We start from the raw sequence: 17,017 nt of genomic DNA, 5'->3' as shown, positions 1-17,017 counted from the left end.
CGGGTCGCTTGGAAGTCTTGCCATCCTGCGCTAAAGGCCACGCTTCACGTTTCCGACCCCAAAGAGGTTTCCATGGCCGGCCATAGTAAATGGGCAAATATCCAGCACCGCAAAGGTGCACAGGACAAGAAACGCGCGGTCCTGTTCGCGCGCCTGTCGAAAGAGATCACGATCGCGTCCAAGATGGGCGGGCCCGACCCGGACGGAAACCCGCGCCTGCGCCTCGCCATCCAGAACGCCAAGGGCCAGTCGGTTCCGAAGGACAATATCCAGCGCGCCATCGACAAGGGCCAGGGCGGCGGCGGCGAAGACTATGTCGACATCCGCTACGAGGGCTTCGGGCCTGGCGGCGTCGGCATCATCGTCGAGGCCTCGACCGACAACAAGAATCGCACGGCGACAGACGTGCGCACGGCTTTTTCCAAGAATGGCGGCAATCTCGGCGAAACCGGATCAGTCTCCTTCGGTTTCGATCAGGTTGGCGAGATCGAATATCCTGCCAGCGTCGGCACCGAGGATGAAGTCATGGAAGCGGCCATTCTGGCAGGCGCCCAGGACGTCGAATCCGATGAGGAATCGCACTATATCTACACGGCACGCGAAGAGTTGCAGTCGGTGGCCGATGCGCTGGCCGAGCATTTCGGCGCAGACGTCGAGGCGAAATCGACAAAGCTGATCTGGAAGCCCCAGAACAATATCCCGGTCGATGGCGATTCAGCCGATACGCTGATGAAACTGCTCGATGTCCTCGACGAGCTCGACGACGTGCAGAACGTCTACGACAATTCCGAATTGTCGGACGACGAAGCCGCCCGCCTCGCCGCGAGCTAGGCTGGCACTTTTACTGGCGGGAACGCCCCGGCACGGCTGAGCGACGATGAGACCGGGTGCTGGAGGACTTTCTCCAGCCAGTGGGCCGTCTCGATCAGCTTGCCGAGATCGAGCCCGGTGTCGAAGCCTGCCCGCTCCAGCATGTAGACGACGTCTTCGGTTGCGACATTGCCTGTCGCGGCTGGCGCAAACGGGCAACCGCCTATGCCGCCGCAACTGGCGTCAATCACGTCAATGCCGGCCTCGACGGCAGCCGCCACATTGGCAAGGCCCGCGCCGCGGGTGTCATGGAAGTGCATGCGCAGGAACACGTCCGGCGCTTCCAGGCGCACCCGGTCTATACGCGCCCGCACGTCCCAGGGCGTTGCGACGCCAATCGTGTCGCCGAGGGCGAGCTCATTGACGCCTGCACGCTGGGCCTGGGCGGCTAGGTTTCCGACAATGCCGATATCGACTTCGCCATCAAAGGGATCGCCGAAGGCGACCGAGATCGTGGCCGAGAGCGGAATGCCGGCCTCCAGGACCAGCGGGGCGCACTGGGCCAGCATGTCGGCGCTGTCCTGCGGGCTCATGCCCTGGTTGCGACGACCGAAGGCTTCGCCCGCGACCAGCACGAAGTTTATTTCGTCTGCCCCGGCATCAATCGCGCGCCGCACACCTTTTTCGTTCAGGGCAAGGGCGATATGGCGGGTGGCGCGCGCCCGGTCGAGGCCAGCGAACACGGCCGCGGAATCCGCCATTTTCGGCACCGCTTTCGGATTGACGAAACTACCGGATTCCATGCGGCGCACACCGGCATCCTCAAGCCGGGAAATGAATTCCAGCTTCTGGCTGACGGTCAGGTTTGCCGGGTCGTTCTGCAATCCGTCGCGCGGGCCAACCTCTACGATATCAATGCGGCGTGTCATATGGTTCCTGTACTTTCCTAGCGGCCCTGGAAGGCCGGGGCGCGGCGCTCGACAAAACTGGCCACGCCTTCCTTGAAATCGAATGTCGTGAAGCTTTTTTCCATTTCAACATCTGCTTCGGCAAGGCTTTCCGTATAGCTCTGGAAATAGGATGCCCGGACCTGCCGTTTCATGATGGCAATAGAGCGCGGTGACACTTGCGTGGACAGGTGTTTGGCCAGTTCGTCGACATGCGCCATCAGGTCGCCTGCCGGCAAGGCCTTGTTGACGAGGCCCAGCCTTGCCGCTTCATCCCCCTTGAACACGCGGGCCGTGAACAACAGGTCGAGCGCATTCGCCTCGCCGACCAGCCGGGGCAACAGCCAGGCGACGCCATGCTCGGCGATCAGGCCCCTCTGGGAAAAGGCCGTCGTGAACTTGGCGTCCTCGGCGGCAAAGCGCAGGTCCGCGAACAGCGAGAAGATGAGCCCGATCCCCGCACACGGGCCGTTGATGGCGGCGATGATGGGCTTGGGGCAGGCATAGAGGTAACCGAACCGGCCATCATAGATTTTTTCCAGCCCTTTGGGCGCCGGGCGCGCCACACCGGCTGTCGCCGTTTTGGCCGCGCCGTCCGTATCGTCCTGGATGTCCTGCAAATGGTTCATGTCCGCGCCCGCGCAGAAGCCGCGGCCTGCGCCTGTCAGGATGATGCACCGCACATCGGCATCTTCGCCGGCCGCGCGGATGGCGGTTTCCAGCTCGGCCTGCATGACCGGGGTCCAGGCGTTCAACCGGTCCGGTCGGTTGAGCGTCAGGGTCAGGACGCCGTCCTGCCGTGTTTCCTGGATTTGCGTATAAGCCGCCATGTTGCGTGTCCTCCGATTGTTTTGGCCAGTCTAGACCGGTTTAACGGAAAAGGGCAGCGGGGCTTGACCTTGCTGGCAATCATGGGACACCGGGCAGCATGACGAACTATTCTCCCCCCCTTCAAGGCAGCGCCCAGGACGAAACGCTCGATCTGCGCCCGCGCTTCAATGCCGACGGCCTTATCGCGGCAATTGCGCAGGATGCGGCGAGTGGCGACGTGCTGATGCTCGCCTGGATGAATGCCGAGGCGCTGGCCGCGACGCTGGCGACAGGGCGGGCGACTTACTGGTCCCGTTCGCGCGGGCAATTGTGGGTGAAGGGCGAAACATCCGGCCACACGCAGGATGTCATCGAGGTGCGGGTCGATTGCGACCAGGACGCGGTGTTGCTGAGGGTCAACCAGGCAGGCGGGGCCTGCCACACCGGGAGGGCCAGCTGTTTCTATCGCGTGGTTGACGCAGACGGGCGGATGCTTTCACCGGACACGAATTCCGACTAGGCTCGCCTCAGGAAAATTACTTGAGGGGAATATGATGCGCCTGACACACTTGTTTATCGCGGCTTCGACGGCTGCCTTGCTGTCGGCCTGTACGCCGAAGACCGAAGCGCCTGCGCCGGAAGCAGCGCCGACCGAAGCCGAAGAAGCGACAGCTGAAAAACCGCTGCACGTCGCCGTGCTAGACTGCGGAACGATCAAGATTTCCGATCTCGATATTTTCTCGACGGCGGGTGATTATGCCGGCCAGTCCGACACGTTCACCGACAGCTGCTTCCTCGTGCACCACCCCAAGGGGATGCTGCTTTGGGATCTTGGCCTGCCGAGCATGCTGGCGGGGAACGGCGAGACGACCCAGGGCGTGTTCACGGTGTCGATGGAACGCACACTAACTAACCAGCTTGCGGACCACGACCTGACGCCGGCGGATATCGACTTCGTGTCTGTTTCGCACAGCCATTTCGACCATGTCGGCCAGGTCGACCAGGTCCAGGGCGCGACATGGCTGCTGAACCAGAAGGAAAAGGACGCCATGTTCCCGCCTGACGGATCGGCACCGTACGACCCGAGCCTTGCGCCGACCTTCGCCATGTTCAGCCCGATGGCGCAACAGGTGATCGGCGACGAGCATGACGTGTTCGGCGACGGCTCGGTGATCATCTTCCAGACACCGGGCCACACGCCCGGCCATGCCTCGCTGCAGCTGTTGATGCCCGAAAGCGGCCCTGTCCTGCTGACGGGCGACCTCTACCACCGCAGCGAAAGCCGTGAACTCAAGCGCGTGCCGCGCTTCAATTCAAGCGAACCGGACACGCTGGTCGCGATGGACGCGTTCGAAGCCCGCGCCGAACGGCTCGGCGCCAAGGTCATCATCCAGCACGAGCCAGCAGACATCGAACCGCTGGGCGGTATGATCCGCTAGGCTTGCCACTGAAGGCGGGGATCAGTTCCCGCCTTCGAGCAGCCGCCGGGCAATCACCATGGCCTGCACTTCGCCGGCGCCCTCGAAGATGTTGAGGATACGGGCATCGGCCAGGAGGCGGCTGATCGGGTATTCGACCGCGAAGCCGTTGCCACCATGGATCTGCAGCGCATTGTCGGCAGCGGCCCAGGCGACGCGGGCCGCGAGCAGTTTCGCCATGCCGGCTTCAAGGTCGCAGCGCTTGTCCGCGTCTTTCTGCCGGGCAGAGAAATAGGTCAGCTGCCGTACACCGATCAGTTCGGCAGCCATCATGACCAGCTTGTTCGACACGCGCGGGAAAGTGAAGATCGGGTGCCCGAACTGGTTGCGGTCGAGCGCGTATTGCAGGCCGATCTCGAAGGCGTTCTGGGCCACGCCGATGCCGCGCGCGGCCGTCTGGATGCGGGCGCTTTCGAATGTTGCCATCAGTTGCTTGAAGCCCTGGCCTTCGACGCCGCCGAGCAGGTTTTCCGATTTCACGCGGAAATCGTCAAAGCCAATCTCGTATTCCTTCATGCCGCGATAGCCGATGACTTCGATCTCGCCGCCGGTCATGCCCTCCGCCGGGAAAGGGTTGGCGTCGTCGCCGCGCGGCTTTTCAGCGAGGAACATGGAGAGGCCGGAAAAATTATTCGTGGCCGGATCAGTGCGCGCGAGCACCGTCATCACGTCGGCGCGAACCGGGTGGGTGATCCAGGTCTTGTTGCCGGTGATGGCATATTCGCTGCCATCCTCGGTCTTCACGGCGCGGGTGCGGAGGCTGCCGAGGTCCGAGCCGGTATTCGGCTCTGTGAACACGGCGGTCGGCAGGATCTCGCCGCTGGCAATCTTGGGCAGCCAATTCTGTTTCTGGTCGTCGGTGCCGCCGATCAGGATCAGCTCAGCGGCAATCTCGCTACGTGTGCCGAGCGAGCCGGTGCCAATATAACCGCGCGAAAGCTCTTCGGAAACGACGCACATGGCGATCTTGCCCATGCCGAAACCGCCGAATTCTTCCGGAATGGTCAGGCCGAACACACCGAGCTCCGCCATCTCGCTGACGACATCCATCGGGATATAATCGTTGCGGGTATGCCAGCCATGGGCGTGAGGCTTGATCTTGTCGCTGGAAAATTTCGCGAACTGCTCGCGCACCATGCTCATCGTCTCATCGAGACCGGTCTCTTCGACCGTGTTGCGCGACAGGGCGTCGGGCAGCAGGCGAGCTGCCGTCGCCATGCTGGCAGGTGTCTTGCCCTCGGTGATCAGCCGGTGAACGGCAGGATGAGCGAACAGGGCGTCGGTTTCCGCCAGCAGTCCCAGTTCGTGCGGGCGAATGGTTTCGCCTTGGTTCATCGGCACGCCGCCGACGAGTTGCGCCAGATATTCGCTGAACAGGATTTGCGATAGGAGCGACTCAATCTCGCCGAACTTGCCTTCGCTTTCGAGCCGCGTGGCCCATTCGGCCGTTTGGCGCAGCGCTTCGAGATAGGTGGCGACCCAGGACAGGCCGTGCGCCAGGTGTTGTTCACGTTCCAGTGCTTTGCGGTCCGGGCGGCCGTCGGCCGTCTTGAGCCGGGCGCCTGCGATGCGAACGGCAGCCGCGACATGGGCCTCCAGCGCCGAAACGGCGTCGGTCATGGTTGCGACAAGCCCGGTCAGGACTGGGGATGATTCGAGTTTTTCGCCTGCAGCGCCGTCCATAATTTCCTCCGCGATCTCTGGTCGTTCAGCCTAGTATAGTGTGCATGGCCGAAGAGTCATGGTCAGATTGTGCGGTGCAACAACGCAGGGGGTCAGGCGTCCATCCGCCTGTAGCGGCGCGACTGGGCCCTGACCATGGCGCGGCCGAGGGGTTCAGGAAGGATGCGGGTCAATGAGGCCAGCACCTTGTTGACCGCGCCGGGGACGACAATCGGCTGGCCCTTGTTCACGGCGTCAATGCCCGCCTTCACGACGGGCGCGGCTTCCATCCACATCCATTTCGGCATTTTGTTCGTATCGTCGCGCGTACCGTTCACGTCGTGGAATTCGCTCCAGGTGAATCCGGGGCAGAGCGCGGCGCAGTGAATGTCGGTTTGGCCGGTGGCGGCGCATTCGGCATTCAGGCTTTCGGAGAACTTGATCAACCCTGACTTGACGCTGGCATAGAGCGTGTGGCCGGCGCTGCCGGCGGCATAGCCTGCAAGTGAAGCGACATTGATGATGCGGCCATAGCGGCGCTCCGCCATGCCCGGCAGCACCTTGTGCGCGAGTTCGATCGGCGCGGAATAGAGGACACGGATAAAGGCCGCCTGTTCCTTCCAGTCGGTATTGAAAAATGTTCCGGGCAACCCGTAACCGGCATTGTTGACAAGCGCATCGACATGCCTGTCCTGGCTGGCCAGCGCACCAAGGATCTTGTCGACAGAATTGGCACGGGCAAGATCCTGGACGATCGGAATGACGCTTATGCCATGTGCAGCCTCAAGCTCGGCCGCCAGCGCCTCCAGACGGTCGGCGCGGCGCGCGGTCAAGGCGAGGTCCCAGCCAAGCGCCGCATACTGACGGGCGAAATCCGCGCCGATGCCCGCTGATGCGCCCGTGATGAGGCAAAGTCGTCTGTTCATGATGTGCCCTTTCGCGTTGTCCCTACAGCAGTGTCATAATTATCACATGAGCGGGGCAAAAATTGTCGCCTACTTGTGATTTTTCCACCGATGTCCACTCTTTATTTTGATTTTGAATGCCCAAAGGCGGTCATTCAAGATTGGACACCCAACGTCGGGCGCCCATCAAAATCCAAAGGAGGATACTCATCGTGCAGTTCAAGACTGTCCTGCGAGCTGCCACAGCTATTGTGGCCATCGCATCCATCACCGCGCCCGCCCTCGCTCAGGAAGATGCAGCGCCAGAAAGCGATCGTACACTCGAAACTGTTGTGACGCTGGGTACGCGGGTTGCCAATCGCTCCGCCCTGGATACGGCAGTTGCCGTTGACGTCGTGTCCGCCGCCACGCTTGAAAAGATCGGCATCGGCGAACTGAACCAGGCCCTGTCGGTTCAGCTCCCGTCCTTCAACTTCCCGCGCCCGGCCCTCAATGACGGTACTGACTCGGTCCGCCCGGCTACGCTGCGTGGCCTCGGCCCGGACCAGACGCTGGTGCTGGTCAACGGCAAGCGCCGTCACATGGCATCGCTCGTCAACGTCAACGGTTCGATCGGCCGCGGCACTTCGGCGGTCGACATGAACACGATTCCGACTTTCGCGGTCTCGGGCATTGAAGTCCTGCGCGACGGCGCTTCGGCACAATACGGTTCGGACGCCATCGCAGGCGTGATCAACGTCAACCTGCGCGAAGCGGCAGAAGGCGGTGCAGCAGAGGTCAGCTACGGCTGGCGCGAAACCGAATACACTGTGCCGGTTGGCACGCCCGACCCGGGCATGGGTGTAACGGTTCCGGCGAGCGGTGAGATTTCACGCGAACGTTCCGATGGACACGTCGTGACGCTTGCGGGCTGGAAAGGCTTCCAGCTCGGACAGGATGGCTACCTGACCGTTTCGGCCGAATACAAGGACCAGCAGCATTCCGAACGCTCCGGCTTCGACGTGCGCCAGAACTATCCGACGCCAACGGCCGGTGGTTTTGATCCTGGCGAGGCTGTCATCAACCGCTTCAATGCCTGGACAGGCGAGCCTGAGCTCGAGCAGATCACCCTGTTCGGCAACGCTGGTTACAATCTGGAGAACGGTGTCGAGCTTTACGGCTGGGCTAGTTACCAGGATCGCGACACGACGTCGGCTGGCTTCTACCGCCGTGCGCAAGACTCGCGCAATGTCATCGAAATCTACCCCAATGGCTTCCTGCCCCTGATCTCGCCAGAAACCACCGATGCATCGCTTGCTGGTGGCGCCCGGTTTGAAATGGGCGGCTGGAACATGGATACGTCGCTCGTCTACGGGTCGAACGAAATGCAGTTCACGATCGAGAACACGCTCAACCGCTCAATCGGTCCGTCGTCGAAAACATCGTTTGATGCCGGTGGCTTCAAGTACAGCCAGGTCGTGGCCAACCTCTCGGCGGTCAAAGGTTTTGATGTCGAAGGTCTCGCATCCCCTCTCAACGTTGCCTGGGGTGTCGAAGCCCGTCAGGAAATGTACGAGATCAATGCGGGTGAGCCGGACAGCTACCGCAATGGCGGCGTTCTTCTGAATGGCAGTCCGACATCGTCCGGTGCGCAAGTGTTCCCGGGCTTCCGCCCTGCCAATGAGGTTGACGAGGACCGTACAGCAGTCGGCGCCTATGTTGACCTTGAAGCAAATGTAACGGACCAGTTCCTGGTGTCGGGTGCCGTTCGTGTCGAATCCTATTCTGACTTTGGCGAAACGGCGACCGGCAAGCTGGCTGCCCGTTACGACTTCAATGACATGTTCGCCCTGCGTGGCTCCGTCCAGAACGGCTTCCGGGCTCCGTCACTGCAACAGCAGTACTTTGCGACCACATCGACGAACTTCATTGGCGGCGTGCCGTTCGACATCACAACCTTCCCTGTCACTGATCCGGTTGCCGTGGCCCTGGGCGCCAAGCCGCTCGATGCTGAAAACTCGGTCAACTATTCGATCGGTGCTGTTTTCCGGAACGGTCCGCTCAACGTGACGGTCGATGCTTACCGCATCGATGTGAACGACCGGATCGTGCTTTCGGAAAACCTCACCTCGCAGGACGTTCGTGACTACCTTGTCAGCGAGGGCTTCGTCGGATCAGGCGGTGGACGCTTCTTCCTGAACGGTGTTGATACCGAAACGTCCGGTGTGGACATCGTGGCCAACTATGCCTTCCCGGAAACGGAATACGGCAAGTTCGACGCGACTTTCGGTGCCAACTTCAACCAGACAGATGTGACCGCAGTGCCGGCCATTCCTCAGCTCACGGCATTGCCGTCGAATCCTGTCCTGTTTGACCGTGTCAACATCAAGACATTTGAAGAAGGTACGCCCAAGGACAAGTTCACTGGCTCCCTGAGCTGGGAGAAGGACGCGTTTGGCGCCACCATCCGGGCAATTCGCTATGGCGAAGTCCTGGTACCGAACTCCGATCCTGCCAATGACTACACGATTGATCCGAACACGCTGCTGGACATTGAAGGCCGCTATACCTGGAACGAGCGTGTCACGCTGGCGATTGGCGCTGATAACGTGTTTGACGAGTACGGCACGCCTGCTCCGATTGCGCGCAACGGCACGGGCAACACGCCGTTCTCCGGCTACATCCCGTACGGCAGCTCCGGCCGCTTCGTGTACGGCAAGGCGAGCGTGAAGTTCTAGTCGCCAGAACTTTCAGCCGACAAACAAGCGCCGCCCCCGAAAGAGGGCGGCGTTTTTTGTTTGCGTCGCGGATGGATCGCAATTCCTTTGAATCGCACAAAATGTTATGTTATAAAATAAAATATACAGAGCGTACAAAGATGCGCCATCGGAGCAGGGAGGGAGCAATATGAGAGGTCGCGCAATCCGTAGGATGGCTGAGCCCAATGTCGATCTGACCCCAATGCTGGACGTGGTCTTCATACTTCTGATCTTTTTCATCGTGACATCGACATTCGCCCAGGAAAGCGCTTTGGCACTTGAGCCGCCACCGACAGGTGGGATGACTGGTCCCACTCAGAAGGCGATGATCATCGCCATCGGAGAATCAGGCGTCATCAAGGTCGACGGCCGCCCGACCGACATCGGCTCGGTTCGCGCAAACATAGAGCGCGTGCGCGCCGCTTCACCCGATGTTCGGGTTCTCATTCAGGCGCACCCAAAGGCAAAAAGCGGCACGGCGGTGCTGATCCGGGACGCAGCTTACTCAGCCGGTTACGTGGAGGGCGTGAACTTCACGATAGATCGTCATACCTGACCGGGCGAAGCCTAGCGAATGGCGACCGGGTTGACGATGGCCTGAACCGTGCCTTCGAGGCGAGGGGCGCCAAGCGTGAAGAAGAACTCGGTGACGCCATCGGCGGCAAGTTCGTCCGTCACCATGTTTTCCAGAATGTAGACGCCGTTCTTGGCCAGCATGGTCAGGTGCCCGTCAAACGGCCGCGCCTCGTTCTCGAACGGGATGACTTCAACCGCCCATGTATCCGATCCGATGGCAACCACGCCCAGGTCTACCAGGTACTCGATGCCCTCGACGCCGATGCCCGGTTCGGCCGGGCTGAGGTCGGCCGAACCGGCCTGCGATTTCATCGTGCCGGTGTAGAAGAGCACGACGTCACCGGACTCGATGGTTACGCCCGCGCGTTTGGCGGCCGCCTCGATCTCGGCGGTATTGAACGCCGTGCCCGGCGCGACCGGGTCGCCAAATGCTTTTGTCATGTCGAGCAATACGCCCCGCGTCGCGATGGGGGGCAACAGGTGCGTGCCGAACTGCGTCAGCCCTGACGGGGTGACAAAGTCGGCCACCGGTACGCCATTATAATACTCGTGGTTGATGCCCATATGGCCCAACCCGTCGATCTGGCTGCCAATACCCACCCAGACATCGACGATATCGTCATTGCCGGTCGCCTTGTTTTCGCCGAGCGGCGTACCGGACCCATCCGACAATTGCAGGACCGTCACGTCATACTCGCGGGGACCGTAGGCGGGTGTATCGCGCCCCGTCACCATGCCCAGCGCATAGGTCTTGCCGGTCGTGACCAGTTTCGCGGCCGCTGCAGTCTTTTCTGCGCTCAGATTGTTGAGCGCGCCGAGCCGGTCGTCGGCGCCGTATTTCGACGGGTACCAGCTCTCGCTTGCCGCGCCGTCCACGACCGTCTCGTCAGCCTGTGCCGACTGGCATGCGCCAAGCGCCATCAGTCCTGCAATCATCAAACGCTTCATATTCCGTCCTCCCACGACTGGTTTTTGGCCAGCCTATATCCGGGAGGCGCAGGCGCAAGCCTTGTCAGGCCCGGCGCACGAGGAAGCCCGCCCGCGGGAAGTGGACATGGATGGTCTCCGCTTCGGGCGACGTGCGCTGCAGGATGACGCGCTGGGAATCGGCGTGCACAAGCTCACCCTCGACCCAGACCTGGCCATAATCGTCCGGCGCAACTGCCACATTGTCACCCGGGGAAAAACCCTGCGGCTCGTTGAGAGTCGTCGCGGCCACGAGGCGCGGTGCCGCCGCTTTCCCGATCGCCAGCGCTGCGGCAGACGTGATGGTCTCGGGCTCCTGGCCTTCGGCCTCGGTCAGCCGGTCGTACCAGGCGCGTGTCAATGGCGCAGACTCAAGGCACGCATTTCCGAAGTCCGGCAACGTATTCAGCACGAACCAGACATTCATGTAGGCGTGGACGTCAACGAAACCCGGCTTCGCACCGATCAGGTACAGGCCGGCGCCAGCGCCCTTGCCGGCCTGCAGGCGTTCTTCCAGCAGCATCAGCCGCGCGCGCCATTGGTCGCGCATCATCGGCGCGACCGCCTTCATGGCGTCCGTGTCGAACGGACGGCCGGAAAGCGCCTCGCGGTCTTTCCTGAAATCGTCCGGCACAGTGTCGCCCACCTCGCCGAAGATCACCGCCACGGACGACTGGAACCAGCGCCCGTCGGTCCAGCCCGCCACCATCTGCGCCAGGCCTTCATGGCCCGGTGTGCGCAGTGACGGGTTCGGGAACCGGGCTTCCAGTTCGCGCAGGATGATCGCGGTGTCGCAATAGATATCCGCGCCGATCTGCATCACCGGCGTGCGGCGATATCCGCCCGTCATCGGCATCAGGTCAGGCCGGGGCATGATCACCGGGATCTCGACGCGCGAATAGGCGAGATTCTTGAGTTTCAGCGCGAGGCGCACCTTTTCCGCGAACGGAGACGTTGGATATTCGTGCAGAATTATGCTGCGGGCATCTGCCATGGGTATGGACCCTCCCCTGTTGGCCAAACGGTTACTTTGCAGGCGTTCCGGCAAACAGGGAAGGGAATTTTCCTGCAATCACAGCGCAGCGAGAGACTGGTCGAGATCTGCAATGATATCGGCAGCATCCTCGATGCCCACCGACAGGCGAACCGTGTCGGGCGCCGCACCGGCCGCCGTCTTTTGCGCATCCGTCAACTGGCTGTGCGTGGTCGATGCCGGGTGGATGATCAGCGAACGCGTGTCGCCGATATTGGCGAGGTGGCTGAACAGTTTCACGCCTTCCACCAGTTTGACGCCGGCGGCGTGTCCGCCCTTCAGGCCGAACGTGAACACGGCGCCCGCTCCCCTGGGCAGGTATTTTTTCGCCCGGTCGAAATGCGCATCGCCATCCAGTCCGGCATACCGCACCCAGCTGACCTTCGGGTGGGCCTTCAGGTGCTTCGCCACCTGCAGCGCATTGGCGCAGTGGCGTTCCATGCGCAGCGGCAACGTCTCGCACCCCGTCATGATCAGGAATGCGTTCATCGGAGACATGGCCGGGCCGAGATCGCGCAGCGAAAATGCCCGGGCTGCGATGGCAAAGGCGATATTCACGTTCGACCCGTCCGGGCCGAGCGGCAGCGCGCCGAAGGCCTCGCCGAATACCATGTCATTGTAATAGGATTGCGGGCTGGCCATGGTCGGGAATTTGGCCTTGTGCGCCAGCCAGTCGAAATTGCCGCCATCGACGATCATGCCGCCGATCGAGTTGCCGTGGCCGCCGATGAACTTGGTCAGGCTCTCCACGATGATAGTCGCGCCATGCTCCAGCGGCCGGCAAAGGAATGGCGACGCCATCGTATTGTCGACCATGTAGGGAAGGCCGTGCTTGCTGGCGATCTTGGCGATAGATGCAATGTCGGTGACGAGGCCGCCCGGATTGGCGAGGCTTTCGGTGAAGATCACACGCGTCTTGTCGTCGATAGCGGCCTCGAACCCGGCCACATCGTCAATGTCGACGAATTTTACCTCCCATCCGAATTTCTTGAACGCATGCGACAGCTGGTTGATCGACCCGCCATAAAGCTGCCGTGCCGCGACAATATTCGCGCCAGGCTCCATCAATACATGGAAGGCGAGCAACTGCGCCGCGTGGCCGGATGCTGTGGCGACGCCCATCGTGCCGCCTTCCAGGTCGGCGATGCGGGCTTCCAGCGCGCCGGTCGTCGGGTTGCCAAGGCGCGTATAGATGTTCCCGAACTCCTGCAGCGCAAACAGGTTGGCCGCATGTTGGGCATCCTTGAACACGAAGCTGGTTGTCTGGTGAATCGGCTGGGCGCGCGATCCGGATACCGGATCTGGCGCACTGCCAGCGTGAATGGCGCGTGTCGAAAATCCCTGAGTCACGTTTGTCTCCCTGTCTGTTATGGCTGCACGTCTTTTACCGCGTGACGCCCGCCTGCACAGGGTGTTGCACTAAAAGGTGCGTTGAGATGCGGGCGGGCGCAAGAATCGGGTGGAACGGGCAAGTCCCAACAGGCAAACTGCCTGTCATGACATTGACGATAGCCCCTCTCGACGAACGCGCCCTGGCTTATGACCGCATGGCCCGCGCCCTTGATCACCTTGGCGACACCTGGCGCGACTGGCCGGACCTCGCCAGCGTGGCCGCTGCGATGAACCTGTCGCCCAGCCACTTCCAGCGCGAATTCACGCGCTGGGCCGGCATCAGCCCGAAACAGTTCCAGGCTGCACTGGCCCACGGCGCCGCCGGTGATCTGCTGCGCGATGGTGCGAGCGTGCTTGATGCCGCGCTCGAGACCGGACTGTCCGGTCCCGGTCGCCTGCACGACCTGTTCATCGCCCATGAAGGCCTCACGCCCGGCGAGGCGAAGGCGGGCGGGGCAGGGGCTGACCTGGTTCTCGGCAAGGCGCCGACCCCGTTTGGGTTGGGCGCATGGCTGATCGGTCCGCGCGGCTTGGTGGCATTGGGATTTATTGATGAGGGCGCGCCGCGACGCACAGGATTCGAGCATCAGGGCGTTGGCGAGGCACAGGCCTTTGCCGATCTTGCCGCCCGCTATCCCGGCGCCGACATCCGGCGCGACGATGCGGAGGCGGGGCGCTTTGCACGGCGGGTTTTTGAGTCAGGCGAGCCGATGCCTGTCGCACTCTACGGCACACCGTTCCGGCGGCAGGTCTGGCGCGCCCTGCTCGAGATTCCGGCAGGTACAACGCAGACATATGGCCAGTTGGCGAAAGTGTCTGGCAATCCCAAAGCGGCCCGGGCGGTTGGCGCCGCAGTGGGAGCGAACCCGATCAGCTGGTTCATTCCCTGTCACCGGGCCCTTGCAGCGGACGGTCGGCTCCATAACTATCATTGGGGTGTGGCGCGAAAGCGTGCCATGCTGACCTATGAACGCGCCCATGCCGCCTGAACAGGCGAACTGGGCAGACGGCGCCTCGCCGCAAACCCGGACCTGCCTGTTTTTCCATGCTGCCGATGATCTTGCTTTTCGTGGCCCTGCTGGCCTGGGGTGCGCACCTCGCATGGCGATGGAAAACCGCGCGCGATTTTGCGCCTGAAGTGCTCGCGGCCCGCAAGCAAACGGGTGAAATTCCCGCTGACGTTGGCGACGCAGAATTTACGGACCTCTACTTGCGCAGCGAAGGTCCGCGAGGGGCGACCTATTTCTTCGCCTGCGCCACAATCGTTTCGGTCCTCATTGCGCCATTTGTGGCTGGTTTCAACATGGTGTGGCGTGGGGTCTGGCAGGCGTCCGGGGCGTCGCCCGTGTTCGAGACCGGCACGCTGATCCACACGTTTTCTGTTTTCCTCGCCATCATGGGCTTCATGATCCTGCTGCTCGCAGCCGCGATGCGGCGGTACTATGCCCTGATGCCCCCGAACCTGAAACAGGTCGTGCGCGACCTCAATGGAGGCCTGACATGAGCATCGAATACCTTCACACGATGGTGCGCGTCGGCGATATCGACGCTGCCTTGAAATTCTATTGCGATGGTCTCGGCCTCGAACAGGTCAGCCGCTTCGACAGCGAGCAGGGCCGCTTCACTCTGGTCTTCCTCGCCTCTCCGGCGGATGTCAAACGCCTCGGCGGCATGCCCAAGGATGCCCGCCCGACCCAGACAAACATCCCGATGGTGGAACTCACCTATAACTGGGACCCAGAAGATTATGAGGGTGGCCGCAACTTCGGCCACCTCGCCTACCGCGTCGACGATATCTATGCTGCCGTTGAACGCCTTGCCGCGCAGGGCGTGACAATCAACCGCCCGCCGCGCGACGGTCACATGGCCTTTGTCCGGTCACCAGACGGCATTTCCGTCGAGCTTTTGCAGAAGGGCGAGCGCCTTGGCCCGAAAGAGCCCTGGGCGAGTGCAGAGAATATCGGCACCTGGTAGGACATAAAAACCGTGCAGTTCGCGTGAATTGCGGTAAGCCTTCCTGAAAATGGGAGGACTACCAATGACGGCTATTGCGGCTGCGACACTTTATTTCGGCCTTTTCGGCTTCCTCATGCTCGCTCTGAAACTCAACGCCGGCCGCGTCCGTGCGAGCGAGAAAATTGCGTTCGGCGACGGGGACAATGAGGTCATGCAACGGGCCCTCCGCGTCCAGGGGAATGCGGTTGAAGACGTGCCGGTCGTGCTGTTGGGGATTGCCGGTCTTGCCATGCTGTCTGCGCCTGTCATGCTTATCCATGCGCTTGGCGGCAGCTTCCTGATAGGTCGCGTGCTTCATGCCATTGGGCTTGGCGGGTCATCGGGCACAAGCTTTGGCCGGGCCGTCGGCACACTCGTTTCCGTGATTGTAATGCTGGTCACGGCAGGGGCGTGCGTCTGGTTCGCGCTGACCTAGTCCAGGGCGCCAATATAGGGCAGGCCGCGATACTTGCCCGCATCGTCCATGCCATAGCCGACCAGGTAGCGGCCGGGGGAATCGAAGGCGCAGAAATCGACACCATCCTCGCCGCGTGGGGCCCAGGGTTTCTGTGTCAGGGCGCAGGTGACCACTTCGCGGGCACCCTTGGACAGCAGGTGGTTCTTGGCGAAAGCGAGGGTTCGGCCGGTATCGAAGACATCGTCCAGCAAAAGGACACCTCGCCCTTTCACGGATCGCCCAAGATCGGCACGTACAACGACGCGGCCTGAGCTTTCGCGCGCATCGCGGTAGCTTTCCAGCCAGATCACATCCAGCACCGGGTGCACGCCCCGGCGGGCCAAGGCTTTCATCAGGTCTGACGTGAACGGTGTCGCGCCGATCAGGATCGACACCGCGGTCCAGTCGCCCGGCAGGCGCGGCACAAGTGCGTCGGCCAGCGCATCAATACGCGCCATCAATTCGTCCTCGGTGACGAGGACTTCGATCTTCGGCATGTCTGTCATTCAATCGGGCTTTCAGTCTCTGGATCGGCCGTGCCCGGCGCTGGATCATCGGTTGCAGTCTCGGGCTCGCCGCCCAGTTCCGGCTCTTGCGGTACATTCTCGCGGTCAACGAAGGACAATTCGATCTCGAAACTCTCCATCGGCGCCTGCTCGAGCACGATCTTGAACGAACCCGTGTCGCCTGCGTCGAGCTCGCCCGGCGAAATGGTGCCGAACTTCTGCGCCACCTGCTTGCCGCGCTCGTCCATCAGGCTGACGCGTACGGCGGGTGTCTCGACGGTGCTGCGGGCCACGTTCACGGCCTTGCCCGACACGGTGACGACGGGAATCGTGTCGTTGAACGTGCGGCTGCGTTCGATATTCTCGAACTCGAGGCCGAACCGGTTCACGGAGAAGCCGGCCCGCTTGTAGGCCGTGGCTGATTCCGGCCAGAATTTCACGACATCATTGCGAAAAATGATCGCGGCCAGGCCCAGCGTAAAGAATACGGCGGCCGTCACGATCCACGAGGCCAGCGCGGCAACCCGGCTCTTGCGGCGGCGTTGTTCGCGCACGCGTTCGCGGTAGACTTCGTGGGCGGCGGGCGCAGCGGCGTGTTCATGTCCGGCGACCCCTTCAGGCCGCACGAACCAGCTATGTCCGCAGGTTGCGCACTTCACAGTTCGCCCGCTTTCACCGATTGTTGAGTCATCGGCGAAATACTGGGTCTCACATGAGGGACAGGTGAGGATCATGACTTGGT

At 62.0% G+C, this 17,017-nt stretch carries 18 protein-coding genes; 9 read left to right on the top strand and 9 right to left on the bottom strand.

Translation table 11 applies throughout. The features are described 5' to 3' along the window. The first annotated feature begins 72 nt into the window (after window positions 1–72). Window positions 73–831, top strand: coding sequence for a YebC/PmpR family DNA-binding transcriptional regulator (locus AC0L7I_RS03160; RefSeq protein ID WP_473398083.1), 759 nt, complete (start codon window positions 73–75; stop codon window positions 829–831). On the opposite strand, the gene AC0L7I_RS03155 is transcribed toward AC0L7I_RS03160, so the two are convergent. Together AC0L7I_RS03155 and AC0L7I_RS03150 are read right to left on the bottom strand one after the other, a co-directional pair. Continuing rightward, window positions 828–1,739 carry a hydroxymethylglutaryl-CoA lyase gene (locus tag AC0L7I_RS03155; RefSeq protein ID WP_473398082.1) on the bottom strand — a complete coding sequence of 304 codons (912 nt, stop codon included), beginning with the start codon at window positions 1,737–1,739 and terminating at the stop codon, window positions 828–830. The two genes, AC0L7I_RS03160 and AC0L7I_RS03155, sit on opposite strands and share 4 nt — an antisense overlap. 17 nt (window positions 1,740–1,756) lie before the next feature. Then, entirely contained in the window at window positions 1,757–2,587 is an 831-nt protein-coding gene (locus AC0L7I_RS03150; protein ID WP_473398081.1) for an enoyl-CoA hydratase, read from the bottom strand. Window positions 2,588–2,685: 98 nt separating this feature from the next. On the opposite strand from AC0L7I_RS03150, the gene hisI reads away from it, so the two are divergent. Both hisI and AC0L7I_RS03140 read left to right on the top strand, forming a co-directional pair. Beyond that, window positions 2,686–3,087, top strand: coding sequence for a phosphoribosyl-AMP cyclohydrolase (gene hisI / locus AC0L7I_RS03145; protein ID WP_473398080.1), 402 nt, complete (start codon window positions 2,686–2,688; stop codon window positions 3,085–3,087). A 31-nt stretch (window positions 3,088–3,118) separates the two neighbouring features. After that, on the top strand, window positions 3,119–4,006 hold the full coding sequence (locus AC0L7I_RS03140) for an N-acyl homoserine lactonase family protein (RefSeq protein ID WP_473398079.1): 888 nt from the start codon (window positions 3,119–3,121) through the stop codon (window positions 4,004–4,006). A gap of 21 nt (window positions 4,007–4,027) precedes the next feature. Here the strand turns inward: AC0L7I_RS03140 and AC0L7I_RS03135 are convergent, their stop codons facing one another. Together AC0L7I_RS03135 and AC0L7I_RS03130 are read right to left on the bottom strand one after the other, a co-directional pair. Then, on the bottom strand, window positions 4,028–5,728 hold the full coding sequence (locus tag AC0L7I_RS03135) for an acyl-CoA dehydrogenase family protein (protein ID WP_473398078.1): 1,701 nt from the start codon (window positions 5,726–5,728) through the stop codon (window positions 4,028–4,030). Window positions 5,729–5,820: 92 nt separating this feature from the next. After that, window positions 5,821–6,633: an SDR family NAD(P)-dependent oxidoreductase gene (locus AC0L7I_RS03130; protein WP_473398077.1), complete on the bottom strand. Its 813-nt coding sequence runs from the start codon at window positions 6,631–6,633 to the stop codon at window positions 5,821–5,823. Window positions 6,634–6,824: 191 nt separating this feature from the next. On the opposite strand from AC0L7I_RS03130, the gene AC0L7I_RS03125 reads away from it, so the two are divergent. Both AC0L7I_RS03125 and AC0L7I_RS03120 read left to right on the top strand, forming a co-directional pair. Then, entirely contained in the window at window positions 6,825–9,329 is a 2,505-nt protein-coding gene (locus AC0L7I_RS03125; protein ID WP_473398076.1) for a TonB-dependent receptor plug domain-containing protein, read from the top strand. A gap of 193 nt (window positions 9,330–9,522) precedes the next feature. After that, window positions 9,523–9,906 (top strand): ExbD/TolR family protein, encoded by a 384-nt coding sequence (locus AC0L7I_RS03120; protein WP_473398075.1) that lies wholly within the window; start codon window positions 9,523–9,525, stop codon window positions 9,904–9,906. Between the two features lie 11 nt (window positions 9,907–9,917). Here AC0L7I_RS03120 and AC0L7I_RS03115 read toward each other — a convergent pair whose 3' ends face one another. From AC0L7I_RS03115 to AC0L7I_RS03105, 3 genes are all read right to left on the bottom strand, one after another. Beyond that, entirely contained in the window at window positions 9,918–10,874 is a 957-nt protein-coding gene (locus AC0L7I_RS03115; RefSeq protein ID WP_473398074.1) for a cyclase family protein, read from the bottom strand. A 64-nt stretch (window positions 10,875–10,938) separates the two neighbouring features. Further along, a complete protein-coding gene (locus AC0L7I_RS03110) occupies window positions 10,939–11,886 on the bottom strand; it encodes a glutathione S-transferase family protein (RefSeq protein ID WP_473398073.1) in 948 nt (315 codons plus the stop codon). Between the two features lie 78 nt (window positions 11,887–11,964). After that, on the bottom strand, window positions 11,965–13,275 hold the full coding sequence (locus AC0L7I_RS03105; RefSeq protein ID WP_473398072.1) for an O-acetylhomoserine aminocarboxypropyltransferase: 1,311 nt from the start codon (window positions 13,273–13,275) through the stop codon (window positions 11,965–11,967). Window positions 13,276–13,421: 146 nt separating this feature from the next. Here AC0L7I_RS03105 and AC0L7I_RS03100 point away from each other — a divergent pair, with 146 nt between their 5' ends. The 4 genes from AC0L7I_RS03100 (at window position 13,422) to AC0L7I_RS03085 (ending at window position 15,748) form a co-directional block, all read left to right on the top strand. Then, window positions 13,422–14,306: a methylated-DNA--[protein]-cysteine S-methyltransferase gene (locus AC0L7I_RS03100; protein ID WP_473398071.1), complete on the top strand. Its 885-nt coding sequence runs from the start codon at window positions 13,422–13,424 to the stop codon at window positions 14,304–14,306. 56 nt (window positions 14,307–14,362) lie between these two features. Then, window positions 14,363–14,821 carry a hypothetical protein gene (locus tag AC0L7I_RS03095; RefSeq protein ID WP_473398070.1) on the top strand — a complete coding sequence of 153 codons (459 nt, stop codon included), beginning with the start codon at window positions 14,363–14,365 and terminating at the stop codon, window positions 14,819–14,821. Beyond that, window positions 14,818–15,291, top strand: coding sequence for a VOC family protein (locus AC0L7I_RS03090; RefSeq protein ID WP_473398069.1), 474 nt, complete (start codon window positions 14,818–14,820; stop codon window positions 15,289–15,291). The genes AC0L7I_RS03095 and AC0L7I_RS03090 overlap by 4 nt, the downstream gene beginning before the upstream one ends. A gap of 64 nt (window positions 15,292–15,355) precedes the next feature. Then, window positions 15,356–15,748, top strand: coding sequence for an MAPEG family protein (locus tag AC0L7I_RS03085; RefSeq protein WP_473398068.1), 393 nt, complete (start codon window positions 15,356–15,358; stop codon window positions 15,746–15,748). Here the strand turns inward: AC0L7I_RS03085 and AC0L7I_RS03080 are convergent. Further along, a complete protein-coding gene (locus AC0L7I_RS03080) occupies window positions 15,745–16,275 on the bottom strand; it encodes a phosphoribosyltransferase (protein WP_473398067.1) in 531 nt (176 codons plus the stop codon). The genes AC0L7I_RS03085 and AC0L7I_RS03080 overlap by 4 nt on opposite strands. Then, on the bottom strand, window positions 16,272–17,009 hold the full coding sequence (locus AC0L7I_RS03075; protein ID WP_473398066.1) for an MJ0042-type zinc finger domain-containing protein: 738 nt from the start codon (window positions 17,007–17,009) through the stop codon (window positions 16,272–16,274). Before AC0L7I_RS03075 ends, AC0L7I_RS03080 begins: the two co-directional genes overlap by 4 nt. Between the last annotated feature and the right edge of the window lie 8 nt (window positions 17,010–17,017).

The sequence above is a fragment of the Hyphomonas sp. J20-32 genome, from assembly GCF_055808555.1.
This window is presented reverse-complemented; position numbering and strand designations above follow the sequence as displayed.

Coding starts and splice junctions, on each gene's coding strand:
- AC0L7I_RS03160 (WP_473398083.1), top strand. CDS start 73: ATGGCCGGCCATAGTAAATGGGCAAATATCCAGCACCGCAAAGGTGCA.
- AC0L7I_RS03155 (WP_473398082.1), bottom strand. CDS start 1,739: ATGACACGCCGCATTGATATCGTAGAGGTTGGCCCGCGCGACGGATTG.
- AC0L7I_RS03150 (WP_473398081.1), bottom strand. CDS start 2,587: ATGGCGGCTTATACGCAAATCCAGGAAACACGGCAGGACGGCGTCCTG.
- hisI (WP_473398080.1), top strand. CDS start 2,686: ATGACGAACTATTCTCCCCCCCTTCAAGGCAGCGCCCAGGACGAAACG.
- AC0L7I_RS03140 (WP_473398079.1), top strand. CDS start 3,119: ATGATGCGCCTGACACACTTGTTTATCGCGGCTTCGACGGCTGCCTTG.
- AC0L7I_RS03135 (WP_473398078.1), bottom strand. CDS start 5,728: ATGGACGGCGCTGCAGGCGAAAAACTCGAATCATCCCCAGTCCTGACC.
- AC0L7I_RS03130 (WP_473398077.1), bottom strand. CDS start 6,633: ATGAACAGACGACTTTGCCTCATCACGGGCGCATCAGCGGGCATCGGC.
- AC0L7I_RS03120 (WP_473398075.1), top strand. CDS start 9,523: ATGGCTGAGCCCAATGTCGATCTGACCCCAATGCTGGACGTGGTCTTC.
- AC0L7I_RS03115 (WP_473398074.1), bottom strand. CDS start 10,874: ATGAAGCGTTTGATGATTGCAGGACTGATGGCGCTTGGCGCATGCCAG.
- AC0L7I_RS03110 (WP_473398073.1), bottom strand. CDS start 11,886: ATGGCAGATGCCCGCAGCATAATTCTGCACGAATATCCAACGTCTCCG.
- AC0L7I_RS03100 (WP_473398071.1), top strand. CDS start 13,422: ATGACATTGACGATAGCCCCTCTCGACGAACGCGCCCTGGCTTATGAC.
- AC0L7I_RS03095 (WP_473398070.1), top strand. CDS start 14,363: ATGCTGCCGATGATCTTGCTTTTCGTGGCCCTGCTGGCCTGGGGTGCG.
- AC0L7I_RS03090 (WP_473398069.1), top strand. CDS start 14,818: ATGAGCATCGAATACCTTCACACGATGGTGCGCGTCGGCGATATCGAC.
- AC0L7I_RS03085 (WP_473398068.1), top strand. CDS start 15,356: ATGACGGCTATTGCGGCTGCGACACTTTATTTCGGCCTTTTCGGCTTC.
- AC0L7I_RS03080 (WP_473398067.1), bottom strand. CDS start 16,275: ATGACAGACATGCCGAAGATCGAAGTCCTCGTCACCGAGGACGAATTG.
- AC0L7I_RS03075 (WP_473398066.1), bottom strand. CDS start 17,009: ATGATCCTCACCTGTCCCTCATGTGAGACCCAGTATTTCGCCGATGAC.